At 67.3% G+C, this 18,376-nt stretch carries 20 protein-coding genes and 1 tRNA gene; 14 read left to right on the top strand and 7 right to left on the bottom strand.

Annotated features, from left to right (window positions below; all coding sequences use genetic code 11):
- Window positions 1–118: 118 nt before the first annotated feature.
- From der to AL3_RS12650, 7 genes are all read left to right on the top strand, one after another.
- Entirely contained in the window at window positions 119–1,666 is a 1,548-nt protein-coding gene (der, locus tag AL3_RS12680; RefSeq protein ID WP_066301433.1) for a ribosome biogenesis GTPase Der, read from the top strand.
- A 139-nt stretch (window positions 1,667–1,805) separates the two neighbouring features.
- Window positions 1,806–1,879 (top strand) — tRNA-Pro (locus AL3_RS12675).
- 126 nt (window positions 1,880–2,005) lie between these two features.
- Entirely contained in the window at window positions 2,006–2,395 is a 390-nt protein-coding gene (locus tag AL3_RS12670) for an ArsR/SmtB family transcription factor (protein WP_066301547.1), read from the top strand.
- A 2-nt stretch (window positions 2,396–2,397) separates the two neighbouring features.
- On the top strand, window positions 2,398–3,339 hold the full coding sequence (locus AL3_RS12665) for a cation diffusion facilitator family transporter (RefSeq protein ID WP_066301432.1): 942 nt from the start codon (window positions 2,398–2,400) through the stop codon (window positions 3,337–3,339).
- A 43-nt stretch (window positions 3,340–3,382) separates the two neighbouring features.
- On the top strand, window positions 3,383–3,874 hold the full coding sequence (locus tag AL3_RS12660) for a nucleoside deaminase (protein ID WP_066301427.1): 492 nt from the start codon (window positions 3,383–3,385) through the stop codon (window positions 3,872–3,874).
- A gap of 151 nt (window positions 3,875–4,025) precedes the next feature.
- Window positions 4,026–5,252 carry a hypothetical protein gene (locus AL3_RS12655; protein WP_066301425.1) on the top strand — a complete coding sequence of 409 codons (1,227 nt, stop codon included), beginning with the start codon at window positions 4,026–4,028 and terminating at the stop codon, window positions 5,250–5,252.
- Window positions 5,253–5,311: 59 nt separating this feature from the next.
- Window positions 5,312–5,632 carry a hypothetical protein gene (locus AL3_RS12650; RefSeq protein ID WP_066301422.1) on the top strand — a complete coding sequence of 107 codons (321 nt, stop codon included), beginning with the start codon at window positions 5,312–5,314 and terminating at the stop codon, window positions 5,630–5,632.
- Between the two features lie 20 nt (window positions 5,633–5,652).
- Here the strand turns inward: AL3_RS12650 and AL3_RS12645 are convergent, their stop codons facing one another.
- Both AL3_RS12645 and AL3_RS12640 read right to left on the bottom strand, forming a co-directional pair.
- Window positions 5,653–7,266 carry a glycerol-3-phosphate dehydrogenase/oxidase gene (locus AL3_RS12645; RefSeq protein WP_066301416.1) on the bottom strand — a complete coding sequence of 538 codons (1,614 nt, stop codon included), beginning with the start codon at window positions 7,264–7,266 and terminating at the stop codon, window positions 5,653–5,655.
- Window positions 7,233–7,877, bottom strand: a complete 645-nt coding sequence (locus AL3_RS12640; protein ID WP_083521710.1) for a TetR/AcrR family transcriptional regulator — start codon at window positions 7,875–7,877, stop codon at window positions 7,233–7,235. Before AL3_RS12640 ends, AL3_RS12645 begins: the two co-directional genes overlap by 34 nt.
- A gap of 20 nt (window positions 7,878–7,897) precedes the next feature.
- Here AL3_RS12640 and AL3_RS12635 point away from each other — a divergent pair, with 20 nt between their 5' ends.
- Genes AL3_RS12635 through AL3_RS12625 form a run of 3 tightly spaced genes read left to right on the top strand, consistent with a single transcriptional unit; the run spans window position 7,898 to window position 12,172 of the window.
- Window positions 7,898–9,571: an FAD-binding oxidoreductase gene (locus AL3_RS12635; protein WP_246168511.1), complete on the top strand. Its 1,674-nt coding sequence runs from the start codon at window positions 7,898–7,900 to the stop codon at window positions 9,569–9,571.
- Complete coding sequence (locus AL3_RS12630) at window positions 9,546–10,529, top strand: YegS/Rv2252/BmrU family lipid kinase (RefSeq protein WP_246168513.1); 984 nt, start codon at window positions 9,546–9,548, stop codon at window positions 10,527–10,529. The genes AL3_RS12635 and AL3_RS12630 overlap by 26 nt, the downstream gene beginning before the upstream one ends.
- On the top strand, window positions 10,526–12,172 hold the full coding sequence (locus AL3_RS12625) for a GMC oxidoreductase (RefSeq protein WP_066301410.1): 1,647 nt from the start codon (window positions 10,526–10,528) through the stop codon (window positions 12,170–12,172). Before AL3_RS12630 ends, AL3_RS12625 begins: the two co-directional genes overlap by 4 nt.
- Here the strand turns inward: AL3_RS12625 and crcB are convergent.
- Together crcB and AL3_RS12615 are read right to left on the bottom strand one after the other, a co-directional pair.
- Window positions 12,169–12,546: a fluoride efflux transporter CrcB gene (crcB, locus tag AL3_RS12620; RefSeq protein WP_066301407.1), complete on the bottom strand. Its 378-nt coding sequence runs from the start codon at window positions 12,544–12,546 to the stop codon at window positions 12,169–12,171. The two genes, AL3_RS12625 and crcB, sit on opposite strands and share 4 nt — an antisense overlap.
- Complete coding sequence (locus AL3_RS12615; RefSeq protein WP_066301538.1) at window positions 12,543–13,037, bottom strand: fluoride efflux transporter FluC; 495 nt, start codon at window positions 13,035–13,037, stop codon at window positions 12,543–12,545. The genes crcB and AL3_RS12615 overlap by 4 nt, the downstream gene beginning before the upstream one ends.
- 18 nt (window positions 13,038–13,055) lie before the next feature.
- On the opposite strand from AL3_RS12615, the gene AL3_RS19125 reads away from it, so the two are divergent.
- Entirely contained in the window at window positions 13,056–13,319 is a 264-nt protein-coding gene (locus tag AL3_RS19125) for a cytidine/deoxycytidylate deaminase family protein (protein WP_370665360.1), read from the top strand.
- 88 nt (window positions 13,320–13,407) lie between these two features.
- Here AL3_RS19125 and AL3_RS19120 read toward each other — a convergent pair whose 3' ends face one another.
- Both AL3_RS19120 and AL3_RS12605 read right to left on the bottom strand, forming a co-directional pair.
- Window positions 13,408–13,539, bottom strand: coding sequence for a hypothetical protein (locus tag AL3_RS19120; RefSeq protein ID WP_370665359.1), 132 nt, complete (start codon window positions 13,537–13,539; stop codon window positions 13,408–13,410).
- 38 nt (window positions 13,540–13,577) lie between these two features.
- Window positions 13,578–14,099, bottom strand: coding sequence for an alpha/beta fold hydrolase (locus AL3_RS12605; protein WP_066301404.1), 522 nt, complete (start codon window positions 14,097–14,099; stop codon window positions 13,578–13,580).
- A 310-nt stretch (window positions 14,100–14,409) separates the two neighbouring features.
- Here AL3_RS12605 and AL3_RS12600 point away from each other — a divergent pair, with 310 nt between their 5' ends.
- Entirely contained in the window at window positions 14,410–15,144 is a 735-nt protein-coding gene (locus tag AL3_RS12600; RefSeq protein WP_066301403.1) for a dienelactone hydrolase family protein, read from the top strand.
- A 300-nt stretch (window positions 15,145–15,444) separates the two neighbouring features.
- Here the strand turns inward: AL3_RS12600 and AL3_RS12595 are convergent, their stop codons facing one another.
- Window positions 15,445–16,875 carry an MFS transporter gene (locus AL3_RS12595; protein WP_066301400.1) on the bottom strand — a complete coding sequence of 477 codons (1,431 nt, stop codon included), beginning with the start codon at window positions 16,873–16,875 and terminating at the stop codon, window positions 15,445–15,447.
- Between the two features lie 188 nt (window positions 16,876–17,063).
- On the opposite strand from AL3_RS12595, the gene AL3_RS12590 reads away from it, so the two are divergent.
- Window positions 17,064–17,276, top strand: a complete 213-nt coding sequence (locus tag AL3_RS12590) for a heavy-metal-associated domain-containing protein (protein ID WP_066301399.1) — start codon at window positions 17,064–17,066, stop codon at window positions 17,274–17,276.
- The gene (locus AL3_RS12585) at window positions 17,273–18,274 is read left to right on the top strand and encodes a DUF8832 domain-containing protein (protein ID WP_066301395.1); all 1,002 of its coding nucleotides are present in this window, start codon (window positions 17,273–17,275) and stop codon (window positions 18,272–18,274) included. Before AL3_RS12590 ends, AL3_RS12585 begins: the two co-directional genes overlap by 4 nt.
- Window positions 18,275–18,376 lie beyond the last annotated feature (102 nt).

Here is an 18,376-nt window from a genome sequence, read left to right as displayed (position 1 = left end):
ACTGGTGGCTGCACGGGAATCTTCGTGCATTAACCCCAAAATACTTACCCGGGCTGAACGTCCGGAGACGGCCGGGCGCGTATGCGCTGAGGCCTCAACGGAAAGAAAGCAATAGTTTATGAACGCCAACCCTACCTTTGACGGCGACTCCGGCGAGGAGTACGTGCCCGCAGGCGAGGATCAGATCGACGAGCGGCTTGCCGCCCTCGACGACGACGAAGCCAACCTGCGCGCGGAAACCCTGCGCGCCGGGCTCTCCGACTACGAACTCGATGAGGAAGACGCTGCGCTGCTGGCCGGCGGCTTCGACGAGATCGACGAAGACGCTCCGGTCCTGCTGGATCCCGTGGTCGCCATTGTTGGACGCCCGAACGTCGGCAAGTCCACCCTGGTTAACCGCATCCTGGGCCGCCGCGAGGCCGTAGTGGAAGACACCCCGGGTGTCACCCGCGACCGCGTGTCCTACCCCGCCACCTGGAACGGCGTGAACTTCACGCTCGTTGACACCGGCGGCTGGGAGCACGACGCCCGCGGCATCCACGCCCGCGTCGCCGACCAGGCCGAGATCGCCGTCGACGTCGCCGACGCCGTGATGCTGGTTGTTGACGCCACCGTGGGTATCACCGCCACCGACGAAGCCGTCGTGAAGATGCTGCGCAGCAAGGGCAAGCCTGTCATCGTCGTCGCCAACAAGGTGGACGACATCCAGAACGAAGCCGACGCCTCCACCCTCTGGGGCCTGGGCTTCGGCGAGCCCTACCCCGTCTCCGCGCTGCACGGCCGCGGTACGGCCGACATGCTCGACGCCGTCCTGGACGTCCTGCCGGAGTACTCCGCATACGGCGGACTGGACCGCAGCGGCGGCCCGCGCCGCATTGCCCTCATCGGCCGCCCGAACGTCGGCAAGTCCTCCCTGCTGAACAAGCTCGCAGGTTCTGAGCGTGTGGTTGTGGATGACACGGCCGGCACCACCCGCGACCCGGTCGACGAAATGATCGAATTGGGCGGGCGCACCTGGCGCTTCGTTGACACCGCCGGCATCCGCCGCCGCCAGCACATGGCCCAGGGCGCCGATTTCTACGCCTCCCTGCGCACGCAGGCCGCGCTGGAGAAGGCGGAGGTCGCCGTCGTCCTCCTCGCCGTTGACGAAGTCCTCTCCGAGCAGGATGTCCGCATCCTGCAGCTGGCCATCGATTCCGGCCGCGCGCTGGTCCTCGCGTTCAACAAGTGGGACCTGCTTGACGACGAACGCCGCCGCTACCTGAAGACCGAGATTGAGCGCGACCTTGCGCACGTCGAATGGGCGCCGCACGTCAACATCTCGGCCAAGACCGGCTGGCACAAGGACCGCCTGGTCCCGGCGCTGGACACGGCCCTGGAGAACTGGGACAAGCGCATCCCCACCGGCAAGCTCAACGCCTTCCTGGGCGAGCTCGTGGCGGCCCACCCGCACCCGGTGCGCGGCGGCAAGCAGCCCCGTATCCTGTTCGGCACGCAGGCCTCCTCGCGTCCGCCGAAGTTCGTGCTCTTCACCACCGGATTCCTGGACCCCGGCTACCGGCGCTTCATTACCCGCCGCCTGCGGGAGACCTTCGGTTTCGAAGGTACGCCCATTGAGGTCAACATGCGGGTGCGCGAGAAGCGCGGCAAGAACAGCAAGCGCTAGCAGTCTTTAGCATAGGGAGCTGCCCCGGAGCCAATATGAACTCCGGGGCAGCTCCGATGCGGGGAAATCGGCAAGTCTGTTGTAGAGTATTTGAGTTGGTTCGGCCGGGAATGCTCCGGCTAGCGGGTCAATGAAGTAACGGGTTGTGGCGCAGCTTGGTAGCGCACTTGACTGGGGGTCAAGGGGTCGCAGGTTCAAATCCTGTCAACCCGACGATAAGCCTGATGGAACGCAAGTTCTGTCGGGCTTTTGTCGTTTCCGGGGGTCTGCCACAGGATCCGCTGGGTGGCCCTGTGGGTTGGAGCCAAACTCATCGCCATAATGCGATATGATCGCCCTATGGCGATTATAAAGCCGGGGTTGACGCCCCTCGATGATGTGGCGACGGCCGCGTATGCACACCTGTTCCAGGCCTTCGCTGAGCCGACGCGCCTGGCGATCGTGCAGCACCTCGCCTCGGGCGAGCACCGGGTCCGGGACCTCGTTGACCATATGGGCCTCGCCCAGTCGACGGTAAGCAAGCACGTTGGCTTCCTCGTTGAGTGCGGACTCGCGGCCATGCGTCCCGAAGGACGTTCGACCTGGTACTCGCTGACCGAGCCGGAGCTGCTGCGCACCCTCATCGCCGCCGCCGAACACCTCCTCGACGCGACCGGCACACAGGCCACGCTCTGCACACACCTGCGGCTGCCGCACACTCTCCCCGCATCAGCTACGGAGGAGGTTTAGCGATGGGTGCAGGACATTATCACGGTCCCGCTGCCGGCGGGTCCGGGCATCCCGGAGACTTCCGCAGGAAGCTGTGGATCGCCTTCTCCCTGACGGCTGTCATCGTTCTTGCCCAGGCGGTGGGCTCGGTCCTGACCGGCAGCCTGGCCCTGCTGACCGATACCGCCCACGCCGTCGCGGATTCGACCGGGCTTCTGGTCGCACTGATCGCTGCCACCCTGATGCTCAAACCCGCAAACTCCACGCGGACCTGGGGGTTCCGGCGGATCGAGGTGATCGCCGCTCTTGGCCAGTCGACCCTGCTTCTTGTGGTTGGAACCTATGCGGTCATCGAGGGCATCCGGCGGCTGTTCGAACCCGCAGAGGTGCCCGCCGGCGAGCTGCTCATCTTCGGCCTCGTTGGCCTCGCAGCGAACATCATCGCGGTCGCCGTCCTTGCCTCCGGCCGGGACTCGAACTTCAACATGCGGGCGGCCTTCCTCGAAGTCCTCAACGATGCACTCGGCTCCCTTGGAGTGGTTGTCGCGGCAATTGTCATCGCCACGACCGGCTTTATGCAGGCCGACGCCATTGCCGGCCTGCTCATCGCAGCCCTGATTGTGCCCCGCGCCTTCAAACTCATGAGGGAGACGACCAGGGCGCTGATGGAGTTCACCCCCAAGGGCCTCGACCTCGACGAGGTGCGTACGCACATCCTCGAACTCGACCACGTCAAGGACGTGCATGACCTCCATGCCTCCACCGTCGCGACGGGCCTGCCTATCCTGACCGCCCACGTCGTCGTCGACGACGAGTGTTTCACCGACGGACACGCCGCCGAGACGCTGCAACAGGTCAAGGCCTGCGTCGCCGGGCACTTTGAGGTCTCCATCCACCATTCAACCTTCCAAATCGAGACCGAGCACATCGCCGAGCACGAGCCGGCGGGGTGCCGGCACGGCTGATCCCCGTGGCGGGTGTGGATGAATGCCTTGCTAGCCTGAGGCCATGACAACGTTCTACGTGCCCACCCCCACTGAACTGAACCACCTGCGCCGCTGCGCCGAGCTTGCCCGCTCTGCCTGGGAGGACGGGGACGAGCCATTCGGCTCCTTGCTCGTGGATCCCGACGGGCAGGTGCTCTTCGAAGACCGGAACCGCGTCAAGGACGGCGACGCCACCCGTCACCCCGAATTCGAGATCGCCCGGTGGGCTGCCGAGCACCAAACACCCGCCGAACGCGCAGCCAGCACGGTTTACACCTCCGGGGAACACTGCCCGATGTGCGCGGCGGCCCACGGCTGGGTGGGGCTTGGACGCGTCGTGTACGCCGCCAGCGGCGCACAGCTCTCGGAGTGGCTGGCGGAGTGGGGAGTACCGGCTGGGCCGGTGGCCAACCTGCCGATCACCGCCGTCGTGCCCGGTGCTGACACAGCTGGCCCGGTTGCTGAACTGCGGGACGAAATGCGTGCGCTCCACGCACTCCAGAACGGGCGCTGAACCCACCTGCGGCGAGGGTGGGCGGTCCTGGCCCCACGGGTCTAGGTCCCGGTCGAAGTTGCCTAACTTGTTGGTGGGAACCGCCGATTATTAATTCGGTGTGGGATCTGCCCCGCTACTGGTTGCGAAGGACAAATGGGGTCAGCTGCACATGAATAAGGTAGGCCAAAACATGAGATCGTACCGGGAGACAAGTATTGAGACGTCTGCTCTGTGCCTTCTGTTCGTGGTTGTGATGTTGGTGTTGGCCTTTGCCTTCGCAGGTGAGGCAGTTCCCTTATGGGAAAATGAGTCGATTATCAGCGCTGGAAATGTTCTTTTCGATCAGCTCGGATGGGTGCTGACTGTTTATATCACGGTCTTGCTGGGATTCTATGCGGCATCTTTGGGGAGACAGTTTTACAGTGACCAGCAACTCGCTGATAAGTCCAGGAATGAGTTGGGATTCGCCGCTGAAATGATGACAGCGGCCGCGGCAACCATGATTGTCTTCATTGCTCTCGGATCCTTCAACCGACCGGAACGCTTTGGGATGATCATTGTTGTTGTTCCAACATTCTGCCTGATGTTTTTTCTGGCCACGAACCTGGGTCGTTTTGTTGTGGTAGGCAAAGAATCTGCGAGCCGGCTTCATGGGGACTTGAGCAAGGTTGTGGCTAGGTCAAGGGGTTTGGGCAGGGGTGCGCGTGGACGGCCGCTGCTGGTCATTGTGGGCAATGTCCTCTTCATCACAGCGGCAGCAGCTCTTCCGGCGTTCAAGGAGCCGGCTCAGGTGCCTGGTGTTCTTCTTTTCAATTTGATTCCAACCACTGTGCTGGTGGGCGCATATGCTTATGCTCGGTACAATTTCCTCACAGAATTCTATGCTGTCGTCAGATGGGGTTCATGGATATTTCCGCTTTTTGTTGTCCTCTCCTTGGTCATGACCGTGGCAGTTGCGTTGCTTGGTGAAATATCCATGCCGTGGGAGATAATCCTTGCTCTCGTGTTAATTATGGTGTCCGTGTCGGTAAGTACTTTTATTTATTCCAGACGCGAAAAGTCACGGATTCCGAATTGGTCGCTTAATGGTGCAGTCAACGCATTGGCGCGTAAATCTCTGGTCGAGGCACGCGTGCGGATATCTGGTGAAATCAATGATCTGGAGGACTTGCTGGGCAGCAACGTCGAAGCCAAACAGGTAGCCGAACGGGTACCTGTCTCTGTTGGTTGCTGCAGCTGCAGTTCCCAGGGTGAAGCTATCGAACACCTGCAGTCGCAGTTGGAGGGTCGGGAGCTTCGCAACACAAAAACCCGCAGAATGGTTGCCGTTGGCTGCGCTGTATCGGTGGGGGCATTTCTCGGCTGGCGCGGGGGCACCCGGCAGCGCCGGCTCTAAGCTGCAACCTCCTGTCAGGGAGGCACTGCGGGCTACCACGCACCGATCTACACCGGGCATTGGCCGCCGGGAAACCGGTCGACGAGATTGTTGACCGGCTGGTCCTGCCGCTGGTCGAACCGCGCATCGCGGCCGCCGGCCTTTTCACCGGGAGCTTCGTGCCCCGGGCGATGTTTGATGAGGCCCGCCAACTCACAATTCCGCTGCATGTCCTGCTGCGGTGGGACGACGAACGGAACGACCGGCAGCTGGCCCTGGATCTGTTCGATGCATTCGGCTCCCAGGAGAAAACCCTGCAAGCCGACATGGGTGGTCACCGCGGTGTCCCGCAGTTCGCGGAGGAAGACGCGGCCAGGATCTTCGTCGGGCACCTGATGTGAGAGGGGTGTGCCCCGGATACTCAACTGACCTGCGTGAGCGCCTCCCCGACGAGTGACTCCACCGCGGTCCGGGCGTTCTCGCGATCGGCGGCGACGAGGCCTATGCGGGTGCGCCGGTCCAGCACATCGTTGACGTCGAGGGCTCCTTCGGAGCGGACTGCGAACTCGATCTCGGCGCGGGTGACGTCGATGCCGGGTGCGATCAGCGTGGCCGGGTTGGCGGTGCGCGCCCGGGCGAGCACGGCGGGCGCCTCTGCACCGAACCGGGCCACGAGCGAGGGTGGCAGAGCCGCATCCGTGGCACCAGATGGATCTGACCGCGTCACCGCAACGGGTGACCCCGGCGCGCCGACGAGCGGCAACGCGCGTGTGCGGCACTCGCCGCCGTTGAGTCCGCCGTGCCGCATAGCCAGACCCACGGCGTCCTCGGCCATCGCCCGGTAGGTGGTGAGCTTGCCGCCGAGCACGTTGACAATGCCGCCGGGAGAGACGCCCACATGGTGGCGCCGCGACAAGTCAGCCGTCGCGCCCCCGCCTGAGTCGATGAGGGGACGCAGGCCTGCGAAGGCGCCGAGCACGTCGACGCGCCCCAGCTCGCGTTCGAGTGCGGTGGAGAGCGTCGCGAGCAGGAAGTCGATCTCGCCGTCGGTCGGTGCCGGCACCTCCGGCACCGGTCCCGGGGCATCTTCATCGGTGAGGCCCACGACCACCCGTCCGAGCTGCTGGGGCAGGGCGAAGACGTAGCGGCTGATGGAACCCGGGTGGGGCACGGTGAGTGCGGCGAGGGGATGTCCCATAGCCGCCGCGTCGAGCACGAGGTGTGTCCCGCGGCTCGGGCGCAGCCGGATGCCCGGGTCAATCTCGCCCGCCCAGACGCCGGCCGCATTCACGACGGTCCTGGCGCGCACCCGCAGCGATCCGCCGCCGAGCGTATCCTCGAGCAGGGCGCCGTCGGCCGTTACCGAGGTGGCCCGCATCCGCGTGAGCACGGCCGCGCCGAGCGCCGCCGCGGTGCGGGCTATAGCGATGACGAGCCGGGCGTCGTCGACGAGTTGCCCGTCGTAGGAGAGCAGCCCGCCGCGCAGGCCCTCGCGCCGCGTGGCGGGAGCGAGCCGCAGGGTCTCGCCGCGGCCGATGCGACGCGGGTGGGGCAGCACCGAGCCGGGTGTGCCGGCGGTCAGCCGCAGGCCGTCGCCGAGGCCGAACCCGAGGCCGCCGAGGACCCGCTGCCGCGTCGTCACCGCGGGCACGAGGGGCACGAGCTGGGGGAGTGTGCGGACCAGATGGGGTGCTGTGCGGGTCATCAGGAGGTGCCGCTCGATGGCACTCTCGCGGGCGACGCCCAGGTTGCCCGAGGCGAGGTAGCGAAGGCCCCCGTGCACGAGCTTCGAACTCCAGCGGCTGGTGCCGAACGCGAGGTCGTGCGCTTCGACGAGCACAACCGAGAGCCCACGCGCGGCCGCATCGAGCGCGACCCCGGCACCCGTGACGCCGCCGCCGATCACGAGCACGTCGACGGGGGAACCGCCTGCGCTGAGCGCGTCGAGCTCGCGCGCCCGGCGGCCCGCGTTAAGGGCGGCGGAGCCGGGTGCGGCCTGGCTTAGGGGCGCAGATGCCCGTCGAGTGCGTGCCATAGTTCAGTGCTCCAATGTGACTCGTCGATGAGGGTGGAGACGGTGTTGTGCGACAGGATCGCGGACTGTGCAATGAGCAGGAGCATGACCGAGATCTCCCCGGGGTTGCCTTCCCGGACGGTGCCGCCACGCTGGGCGGCCGTGACCGCGGCGGTGAGCCAGTGCAGGATAACGCGCTGGCTCGTGCCGATGCGCTGCAGCGTGTAGCGCATAAACACCTCGGGTTCGCGTTCGAGCAGGCGGCCGTAGAGCGCATCCTCGCGGAAGAGCTCCGAGAAGCGCAGCACATCGCGCACGATCTCGGCCCGGGTCGTTGCGGGCGCGCCGAAAGCGTCAATGATGCCGACGGCGGCGCGCAGCAGGGCAGCGCGAACGATGTCGTCGGCGCTCGCCCAGCGGCGGTAGACGGTTGGGCGGCTCACCGCAGCATTGCGGGCGACCTCCGCGATGGTGACGCCGTGCACTCCCCGTGCCGCGATGAGCTCGGCGGCGGCATCGAGCATCCGCTGCTCGGTCGCGTCCCATACGGGCCACTCAACGGCCTGCCTGGCAGACCAGGGGCGGGCCTGGGTACCTGAGACAGCACCTGCTGCGGCTTGACGATGTTCCATAATCTGTCACACTGTAACGCATGCTCGACGATGACGCAGCCCACAGTGTAAATCCCAGTGCCGCCCCCGGACCGATGCGCTGGAACGGCTGGGGTGACCCCGCCAAGGCCAAAGACCTGCCCGGCGCGGTGCGGGCTCTGCTGCCCGTCAAGCTTGGCCGTATCCCGCGCCCCGCACCCGCCGTCTCCATCGATGAGGTCGAACTCGCGGACTCCGCTCTTTCCGAGGCCGACAGGCTTGCGTTGGCAGCCATCGTCGGCGAAGAACATGTGCGCACCGACCGCGAGGCACGCATCCGGCATGCGGGCGGTAAGTCAACGCTGGACCTGCTGCGGCGCCGCGCGGTGCGGCAGCACGCGCCGGATGCGGTCGTCGACCCGGCCGACGACGCCGAGATCGCCGCGGTGCTGCGGCTCGCGGGTGAGCGCGGGATCGCCGTAGTGCCGTTCGGCGGGGGAACGTCCGTTGTCGGCGGGCTGGACCCCGAGGGCGGGACCGGCCGCGGCGGCAGTCACCGCCGCGCCGTCGTCAGCCTCAAACTGCACCGGCTCTCCGGGCTCGTCTCACTCGACGTGCTGAGCGGCGAGGCGACCCTCCGCGCGGGCACGACCGCGCCGGAGGCTGAGGCGCTGCTTGCCGCGCACGGCTTCGAACTTGGGCACTACCCGCAGAGTTTCCGCTACGCGACGATCGGCGGTTTCGCGGCCACCCGCTCCTCCGGCCAGAACTCCTCGGGGTACGGCCGTTTCGACGCGATGGTCACGGGGCTGCGTGTTGTGACCCCGAGCGGCGAACTCGATCTTGGGCGCGCGCCGGGTTCGGCTGCCGGCCCCGACCTCGTGCAGCTTTTCCTGGGTTCCGAAGGTGCCTTCGGCGTCATCACCGAGGTACGGCTGCGGGTGCACCCGGTGCCGGAGGTGCGGCTGCACGACGCCTGGACCTTCCGCGACTTCACCGCGGGCGCGAACGCACTGCGGCAGGTCGCGCAGCTCGGCACCGGGCCGACCGTCATCCGCCTCTCCGATGAGGCCGAGACGGGGGTGAGCCTCGCGCAGGTGGGGCGCATCGGCAAGGCGCTCACGAAGGGATGCAGCGTCATCACGGTCTTCGAGGGCGAGGCCGCCATCACGGCCGACCGGCGGGCGCGCACGGCCGCCGTCCTCACGGCCGCGGGTGGGACGCACGCAGGAGAGCGGCCAGCCGAAGAGTGGGTGCACGGCCGGTTCAACGCGCCGTACCTGCGCGATTCGCTGCTCGATCACGGGGTTTTCTGCGAAACCCTGGAGACCGCCACGACCTGGTCCAACCTCGAGCGGCTGAAGCGCGAGGTTACCGAGGCGATCACCCTCGGCTTCTCCGCGCACCGGGCGAAATCGCTGGTGCTTTCCCACGTCTCGCACGTCTATCCCACGGGCGCTGCGCTCTACTTCACGGTCCTCGCGGGAGTGAAGGGCGACGCCCTTGAGGTCTGGGACGAGGTGAAGCCGCGCGTGAACGACGCAATCATGGCCGGCGGCGGCACGATCAGCCATCATCACGCCGTCGGCCGCGACCATGCCCCCTGGCTAGAGCGCGAGATCGGCGGACTCGGCCTGCGCGTGCTCAGCGCGGTGAAGGCCGAGCTCGACCCCGCCGGGATCCTCAATCCGGGTGCGCTGCTGGCGGCAGGTGCCGCCGAAACCCGGAGCCGCTGAGGTGCCCGGGCACATCGCCTTGCTCGTGAATCCGGTGTCGGGCCGTGGCCGCGGCACCACAGCGGCCGATACCGCGGTCGCCCGGCTCCGTGAGCTCGGCGCCGAGGTGCGGGAGTTCACGGGCACCTCCGTCGACGACACCCGCGCCCTGGCCTCCCAGGCGGCCGCCGGCCGGCCCCGCGCCCTCGTTGTGGTCGGCGGCGACGGCACCCTGTCGTCGGTGCTGGACGTGGTCGTCGGCGCAGGCATTCCCATTGCACTCGTGCCGGCAGGTACCGGCAACGATCTCGCCCGCGCGCTCGGGCTCCCGTACGAGTCCTCTGCTGCCGCCGTCGCAGCTGCTGCCGAACTCGCGCTCAGCGGAGTGCCGCGCCGCATCGACATCGGACTGGCTGAGACGGCTGGCGGGGTGCGGCGGTTCCTCACGGTCGCAGCGCTCGGCTTTGATGCCCGGGTGAGCGAGCGCACCAACCGCCTGCGCTGGCCGCGCGGAACGGCGCGCTACTACCTTGCCCTGCTCGTGGAACTCGTCCGGCTGCGCCCGGTGCCGTTTTCAATCGGCGTCGACGGTGCACCCCGGCAGCACCTGCCGGGCACCCTCATAGCAGTCGGCAACACGGCGAGTTACGGCGGCGGCATGGCCGTCTGCCCCGCCGCCAACCCGTGCGACGGACTGCTCGAAATCACGCACATCGCGCCGCTTGGCCGCCTCAAACTCATCCGCCTTTTCCCGCTGCTGCTGCGCGGCCGTCACATCGAACGCAGCGAGGTGACGTCGACGGCGGCCGGCACGATCGAGGTCGACGCGCCAGGGCTCGTGGTGTACGCCGACGGCGAGCGGCTCGGCGGCGGTGCGGTGCGTTTCTCGCTGCTGCCCGGCGCCCTCACGGTGCTGGTTCCCAAGACCGTGCCCGGCGCCGCGCCGGACGCCGCCGTCGCCCCGCGGAGGCAGGTATGAGCAAGGCCATGGGCGGGACCCGGTTTGACCATGACGTCGTGATCATCGGCTCGGGATTCGGCGGCTCGGTCGCTGCTCTTCGGCTCCGCGCCAAGGGCTACGGAGTGCACGTCTACGAGGCCGGCCGCCGATTCGCCGATGAAGACTTCGCGAAAACCTCATGGAATGTGCGCCGCTACCTGTGGGCTCCTGCACTCGGGTGCTTCGGGGTGCAGCGCATTCACAAGCTGCCGCACGTTATGGTGCTCGCGGGAGCCGGTGTCGGCGGCGGCTCGCTGAACTACGCGAACACGCTCTACGAGCCGGGCGAGGTGTTCTTCGCCGACCGGCAGTGGGCGCACATCGCCGACTGGCGGGCCGAGCTCGCGCCACACTACGCGACCGCAAAACGGATGCTCGGCGTCGTCGAGGAGTATCCCCACGAGGGGCCGGTGGAGCGCATCATGGCGGGTGCCGCGGAAGATCTCGGCGTTGGCCACACCTTCCGGCGCGCCCCGGTCGGCATCTGGTTCGGCAAGCCGGGCGAGACGGTGCCTGACCCGTTCTTCGGCGGCGAGGGTCCCGGACGCACGGGGTGCACACTGTGCGGCAACTGCATGGTCGGCTGCCGCGTCGGGGCGAAGAACACGCTGGTGAAGAACTACCTTGCGCTTGCCGAGCGGCTCGGCACGGTGATCGAACCGCTCCGCACCGTAACCGAGGTGCGGGCACTTGCCGGAGGCGGCTACCGGGTCACGACGGAACGCCCGGGCGCGTGGTTCGGCCGTGACCGGCGCTCAGTCACGGCCGAGCAGGTGGTTTTCGCCGCGGGGACCTGGGGAACACAACAGCTGCTGCACCGCATGAAGGCCTCCGGCGCTCTGCCCGGACTCTCCGACTCGCTGGGCCGGCTCACCCGGACGAACTCTGAAGCGCTCGACGGCGCGGTCGCCGTCTCGCTGCCTGCTGGGCTCGAGCTCGCGCGCGGGGCCGCGATCACCACTTCGTTCCATGTCGACGAGACGACGCATGTCGAGAATGTGCGTTACGGTCCGGGCTCGAACCTCATGGGCGGGCTCGCGACCGGACTCGTGCCGGGTGACGCCCCACTCGGTGCGCGGCTCGCCGCCCTCATCGGAGGGTTCCTCCGGGCACCCGTCACGGCCCTGCGGCTCGGCTCGCTCCGCCGCTGGAGCGAGCGGGGCATCATCGCGCTCGTGATGCAGACAGCCGACAACTCGCTCACGCTCTCGCTGAAGCGGAGCTTCGGCCGCCGCGTGCTCACGAGCGCGCAGGGACACGGTGAGCCGAACCCGAGCCACCTCCCGGGTGCGCACCGGGCGGTCCAGGCCATCGCCGCCCGGCTTGAGCGCGACGGCGCTGTGCCCGCGGCGGCGCGCGGCTCATGGCCCGAGGTGTTCGGCCTCCCGATGACCGCACACTTCCTGGGCGGGGCAGTCGTCTCGGACTCGCCCGAGCACGGCGTCATCGACCAGTTCCACCGGGTGTGGGGCCATCCGGGCCTGCACATCGTCGACGGGGCGGCGGTGCCCGCGAACCCGGGCGTGAACCCCTCACTCACGATCACCGCGCTGGCCGAGCGGGCCATGTCCTTCTGGCCGCGCCGCGGGCAGCCGGATGACCGGCCCGGGCAGGACGGTTAGAGCGCCGTTCCGATCCAGAGACCCAGTAGGGCAGCGGCCACCGAAAGCACCAGCATTCCAACGCCGCTGACCAGGGACGCGATGTGCCGGCCCTGTTTGATGAGCTGCACGGTCTCATAGCTGGCCGCGCTGAACGTTGTGTACCCGCCGAGGAACCCGGTTCCGATCACGATGCCGAGGTCCGTCGGCAGCACCTGGCCGAGAGTCAGTCCGGTGAGGACACCGAGCGCGAGCGAACCTGACACGTTGATGAGAGTCGTCGCCCAGGGAAACTCCGTCTGGAGCCAGGTGCGGATCAGCCCGTCGAAAAGAAAGCGCACCGCAGCACCGGCCCCGCCAGCCAGGGCCAGGACCAGGAAGGTGAGCGGGGTCATGAGCCAGCCTCCCGATCACAGGCTGGGTGATCCTCGTCCGACGGTCCGGCTGCCTTTGCCTGCAGCCGGGAATTGGTCCCAGCGGCAACGGCAATGCCGAGCCACGTGGCGAACGCGCCTATCAGCACCGTTCCGGCAGGGTAGGCAACTGCCGCCCATGGGAGACCGTCCCTAAGGAACATCGCCGTATCCGTGGCCAGAGCACTGTAAGTGGTGAAGCCGCCGCAGTATCCCGTGCCGAGCAGCAGTTTGAGGTTCACACCCGCGGACCGCGCACTGTCCAGCCGGGTGAGCGCTTCATAAAGGCAGCCCAGGAGAAACGCGCCGGCCACATTGATGATGGCGATGGAGACCGGTACTTCGCCGAGGTTGGGGATAAGGAGTGAGAGGCCCTCGCGGGTGGCTGCACCGAACGCACCCCCAACGGCCACGAGGGCGATGGGGGCCCAGCGCAGGTGGGGCGGCCGGGCGGAGTCACGGTGAGCAGTCACCTTGCTAGCGTAGGGGCTATGACCACGTTCTATGCGCCCACCGCTGTCGAACTGCACCAGCTGCGCCGCTGCGTGGAGCTTGCCCGCGCTGCCTTGGAGGACGGCGACGAGCCGTTCGGCTCGGTGCTTGTCGACGCCGAAGGCCGGGTGCTCTTCAAAGACCGGAACCGGGGCAAGGAGGGAGACGCCACGCGCCACCCCGAGTTTGAGATCGCCCGGTGGGCTGCAGAACACCAGTCACCAGCGGAGCGTGCAGCCAGCACGGTCTACACCTCCGGGTAACATCTCCGGGGAACACTGTCCGATGTGCGCGGCCGCGCATGGCTGGGTGGGGCTCGGGCACATCGTCTACGCCGCCGGCACGGAGCAGTTATCCCAGTGGCTTGCAGAATGGAATGTTCCGGCGGGTGCAGTTGCTGCCCTGCCGATCGCCGCCGTTGTGCCGGGCGCCGACGTCGCCGGTCCCGTCGCGGAACTCACTGACGAAATCCACGCGCTCCACGCGGTTCTCTCCACAGGCGCTGACGCCGGCATACGGCCTCAGCCCAGCGAACCGACGTCGTCGGCAATCGCCGCCATCCGCCCCTCGAACTGGTGGCCGCCGGACTCATGCAGGCGGACCACGGCGCCCGGCAGGAGGGACTCGAACCGGGCCAGGTGGTCGAACGGTACCGTGGTGTCGTCGCGGCAGTGGTGGAAAACGAGCGGCAGCCCTGCCGGTGGCGTGAAGTCCGCCGGCAGGGCGTACTCCGCCTGCCACCCCTCCGAGCCCCAATACGGCGTCGCCGCAAGCACGAGTCCCCGAGGCAGCGGATGGCCGGGCCAGCCGTCCGCCATGCGGAGCAGCAGCATCGAAGACCCAAACGAATGCCCAACGATCACCGCAAACGGTCCCAGGGAATCCAGCTGTCGGTCCAGCTCGGCCCGCCAGGCCGCAGCAGACATATCCTGGTCGGGGAACTGCGGCATGTCGACCTTCACCCCAAGGCGCGTGCGCAGTTCATCGGCCATCGGCTGGTCATCGACCCAGCCGCCGGCACCGTGCACAAACAGGACTCCCATGTTTGCCTCCTCATCGTCGGGGCGCGCCGAACCGCCACTGTCAGTTTCCCGGGTCCGCCGCCGTCCGGCCAGGGGCTGCGTCTCAACCGGGCCGTTTCGGCCGCAGTGAAGGCTCGGCTGAACGCCGGAGCGAACATTGGGGAACCCCTGGCGGGGGCGCTGCTGCCGCTGCTACGGTTGTGGCGCTGTGCCGGCGAACGAGGAGGTGGTACCCGTGAACGATGTGATGTGGGTGCTCCTCGTTGGAGTCATGGCCGGGCGGTAGCCGCCCGGGAGCGCCGTTGCCAAAGCACTCCCGAAAGGCACCACCATGCATTTCATTTCCGAACAACGACTCGATGACGGCCTCCTCGAACGTGAATTCACCCTCGGCGAGATCCCGGGCATCCTGTGGACTCCAACCTCCACTCCCGCTTCAACTCCGGCGCCGCTGATCCTGCTGGGCCACCCCGGCGGGTTGCGCGCGATGTATCCGCGGCTGGCGGGACGGGCCCGGCAAGCCGCCGCCGATGGATTTGCTGCAGCCACCATTGAACTCCCCGGGGCCGGCACCCGGCCCCGCCTGCTCGACGCCGAACAGGCCCGCGCTGATCTTCACGGGGCGCTGGCGGCCGGCGGGCAGCTCGGCGACATCATCGACCGGCTGGTCTTCCCGCTGGTCGACGCCGCCGTTCCGGAATGGCAGAGCACCCTGGACGCGCTTCTTCCGCTCCCGGATCTCCGCGCTCCGGTTGGCTTCTCCGGCGGAGTGATCGCCATCGGTATCCGGCTGGCCCTCGCCGAACCCCGCATCGCAGCCGCCGGTCTCTTCGCCGGGAGCTTTGTGCCCCGGGCCATGTTTGATGAGGCCCGCCGGATCACGATTCCGCTGCACGTCCTGCTGCAGTGGGACGATCAGGGAAACGACCGGCAGCTGGCCCTGGACCTGTTCGATGCCTTTGGTTCCGTGGAAAAGACGCTGCAGGCCAACCTGGGCGGGCACACCGGTGTTCCGCAGTTCGCAGCGGAGGACGCAGCCCGGTTCTTCGTCCGGCATCTGGCCTGACACGGTTTCGTGCTGGGCGTGCCGCCGTCCCTGGCTGACCGGTGCGGCGCAGCACGGCCGGGGCCCGGTCGAACGAATGTCCGGCCAGGCCCCGGCCGCTGCGCCGCGGATATTTCCGGTTCTACCGGGTGGATCGGAAGGAGCAGCACCGCTGCAGGGCGGGGAAGAGCCTGGCTGCCGCAGCGAGTGCACCCTGCGTCCCGGGTGATCCGAAGTAGGCGAAAATCAGTGTTGGTGTGGGCATCTTGGTTCTCCGTTCAGTTATGGGCAATGAGTTGTGAGCAACGGCCGGTCCGGTTGCTACACCTGTACCGACTCGCCGGCAGCGGGTTCGGATACCCGCTGGCCGGGCATCGCCAAAGCCGTGATCACGGCACCGGCCAGGGCGAGGATTCCGGCACCGGAAAAGGCTGCGGAGTACCCCTGGGTCAGTTCTTCCGGTGATGGCTGGACACCGGAAATGCCGTAGACAATGGCCGTGAGCACGGCGAGGCCGAGGGCCGAACCAATCTGGTAGCTGGTGCTTACCAGACCGGACGCCACGCCGGTTTCGGCGGGCGGTGCGGCATTAATGGCCGTGCCGAGCGAGGGGACGAACGCCAGCGACATTCCGAGGGCTGCCAGAAGCGATGCCGGGAGGACATCGACCAGGTACGTGCCGTCGGGACGCACGAACGACAGCCAGACGAGCCCGGCCGCCAGGAACAGCAGCCCCGTAACGATCAGCGCCTTGGAACCGAACCGGCCCAGCAGCCGCGGTGCCAGCGCAAGCATGACCACAACCACGAGGCCGGTTATCGGCAGGAGCGCGGCGCCGGCGACGAAGGCTGATGCCCCAAGAATCTGCTGCAGGTAGAGGTTCAGGAAGAACCACATCGACACCCAAGCTGCGCCCAGCAGGAACTGCGCGCCGTTGGCTGCACCAAGCTGGGGTGCGCGGAACAGTCCAAGGCCAAGCAGTGGATTGCGGATCCGCGCCTGGATGAGGAAGAAGACCAGCAGCAGCACCAGGCCTGCGGCCAGCACACCCAGGGTTGGCCACGTGAGCCAGCCGATCTCCGGAGCATTGACGACCGCGTAGACGACCACGGCCAGCCCTGCTGTCACGGTGAGGGCACCGCTGATATCGATCGATCCCGCTGTCTTTCGTTCGGTCCGGGGGAGTGCGCTGCCCGTGAAAGCCAGGACCAGGAGGGCTATCGGAACGGTGACATAGAACACCCAGGGCCAGCTCGCGTATTCGGTCAGGACTCCGCCGAGGAACACGCCGGCCGTGCCGCCGATCGGTGCGGCCGCGCCGTAGACGGCAAAGGCTTTGGGGAGATCGGATGTTCCCCCGAAGAGCATCATGAGCAGGGTCAGGGCAGCCGGAGCGATCAGTGCGGAACCGGCGCCCTGGACGGCGCGGCCGGCAATCTCGAGCCCGGCGTTGTCAGCGGCTCCTGCGAGCAGGGATCCTGCGATGAGGACAAGCCAGCCCAGTACGAAAATCTTCCTGGCGCCAAAGACGTCTGCCAGGCGGCCGCCCAGCAGCAGCAGGCCGCCGAAGGCAACCACATAGGCGTTGAATACCCAGGAGAGGGATTCCGGAGTGAAGCCGAGGCCTCGTTGGATGTCGGGCAAAGCGACACCGATGATCGAGGTGTCCATGATGACGACGAACTGCGCTGTGGCGATCAGCGCCAGGCCGAACCACCTTTTCGCCGGTGATAAGGGTGGATGGGGTGACATGGAATTCCTCCTGAGACTGAGAAACCGGAATACCCGGTAGGGGTATAACCTATACCCATAGGGGGTATAGGTTGGCAATCAGGTCGATCGTACGGTTGACCCCTTTGCGTAGTACCCCCATGGGGTATATAGTCGGCGACATAGGTCATACCCAGTGGGGGTATGCGCCACGACGGAAGGAAGACACCATGGCCACGAACGAATACCAGGTAACCGGAATGACCTGCGGGCACTGCGAACTCTCGGTCCGCGAAGAAGTGGAGCAGATCCCCGGCGTCGAGAACATCCAGGTCAGTGCCCAGTCCGGCAAGCTTGCCGTGACGGCCTCCGCTCCGCTCGACGACGCCCAGGTCCTCACCGCGGTGGAGGAGGCAGGCTATTCGGCGGTGCGGACAGCATGAACGCCGGCTCACGCCTGGGGCTCTACGGGGCTGGGCTGGTGGTGGCCTTCGGCGGCGCCTTCGGCGCCGCCGGCGCCGTAGTCCCTGAGAGCGCCGTTGTGGAATGGACCGAAGGCAGCCCGGCAGGAGGAACCGATATGAAAGCCCACGGTGCGGAGCAGGACACTGCCAACACAACGCCGGCCGCAGCAACGCCGGCACCGGAGAGCGTCAAGGGCCTCGCGGCCGGTACCGACGGATATCTCCTGTCCCCGGTCCAGGCACCCGGAGCAGCGGGGGAGACGGGCACCCTCAGCTTCCAAATCCAGGACGCTGCCGGGAAGCCGGTCACGGACTACCAAACCTCGCACGAGCAGGACCTGCACCTGATCGTTGCCCGCACCGACGGCAGCCACTTCCGCCACGTGCACCCGGTGCTCGATGAATCCACCGGTACCTGGTCAATCCCCTGGGAATGGACTGAGGCCGGCAGCTACCGTGTCTACGCGGACTTCACGCCGGCAGCAGCCGGGGAGGACGCAGGGTCCCTGACGCTGACGCGAACGGTGCAGGTGGCTGGAGACTTCACGCCCGCAGCAGCGCAGCCCACCCGGTCGGCCCAGGTGGAGGGCTTCACCGTCTCGCTTGGGGGTGACCTGACAGCGGGCACCTCCAGCGACCTCACTCTTACGGTTACCCGCGGCGGGGAGCCGGTCACCACCCTGGAACCCTATCTGGGCGCCTTTGGGCACCTCGTGGCGCTCCGCGACGGGGACCTGGCGTATCTGCATGTCCACCCCCAGGGCGAGGAACCTGCACCGGGAGAGACTTCCGGGCCGGAGATCGGATTCGCAGCCGAGGTCCCCACGGCGGGCCGCTACCTGCTGTATCTGGATTTCCAGGTGGATGGCCAGGTCCACACCGCCGCATTTGTGCTGGACGCCGCGCACGGCAGCGCCACCAGCAGCAGCGCCTCCCCGGACACCGGAGGCGGACCGCATTCTGAACCCGGCCACTGACCCGGTCCCGGCCACTGACCCGGTCCCGGCAAAAAACCCGGCACCGGCAAAAAACCCGGCACCGGCAAACAACCCGCCCCAGCAGAGAAGCTAAGCGAAGGA

The sequence above is a fragment of the Arthrobacter luteolus NBRC 107841 genome (assembly GCF_001552075.1).
In the GTDB taxonomy this organism is placed as follows: domain Bacteria; phylum Actinomycetota; class Actinomycetes; order Actinomycetales; family Micrococcaceae; genus Arthrobacter_B; species Arthrobacter_B luteolus.
This window is presented reverse-complemented; position numbering and strand designations above follow the sequence as displayed.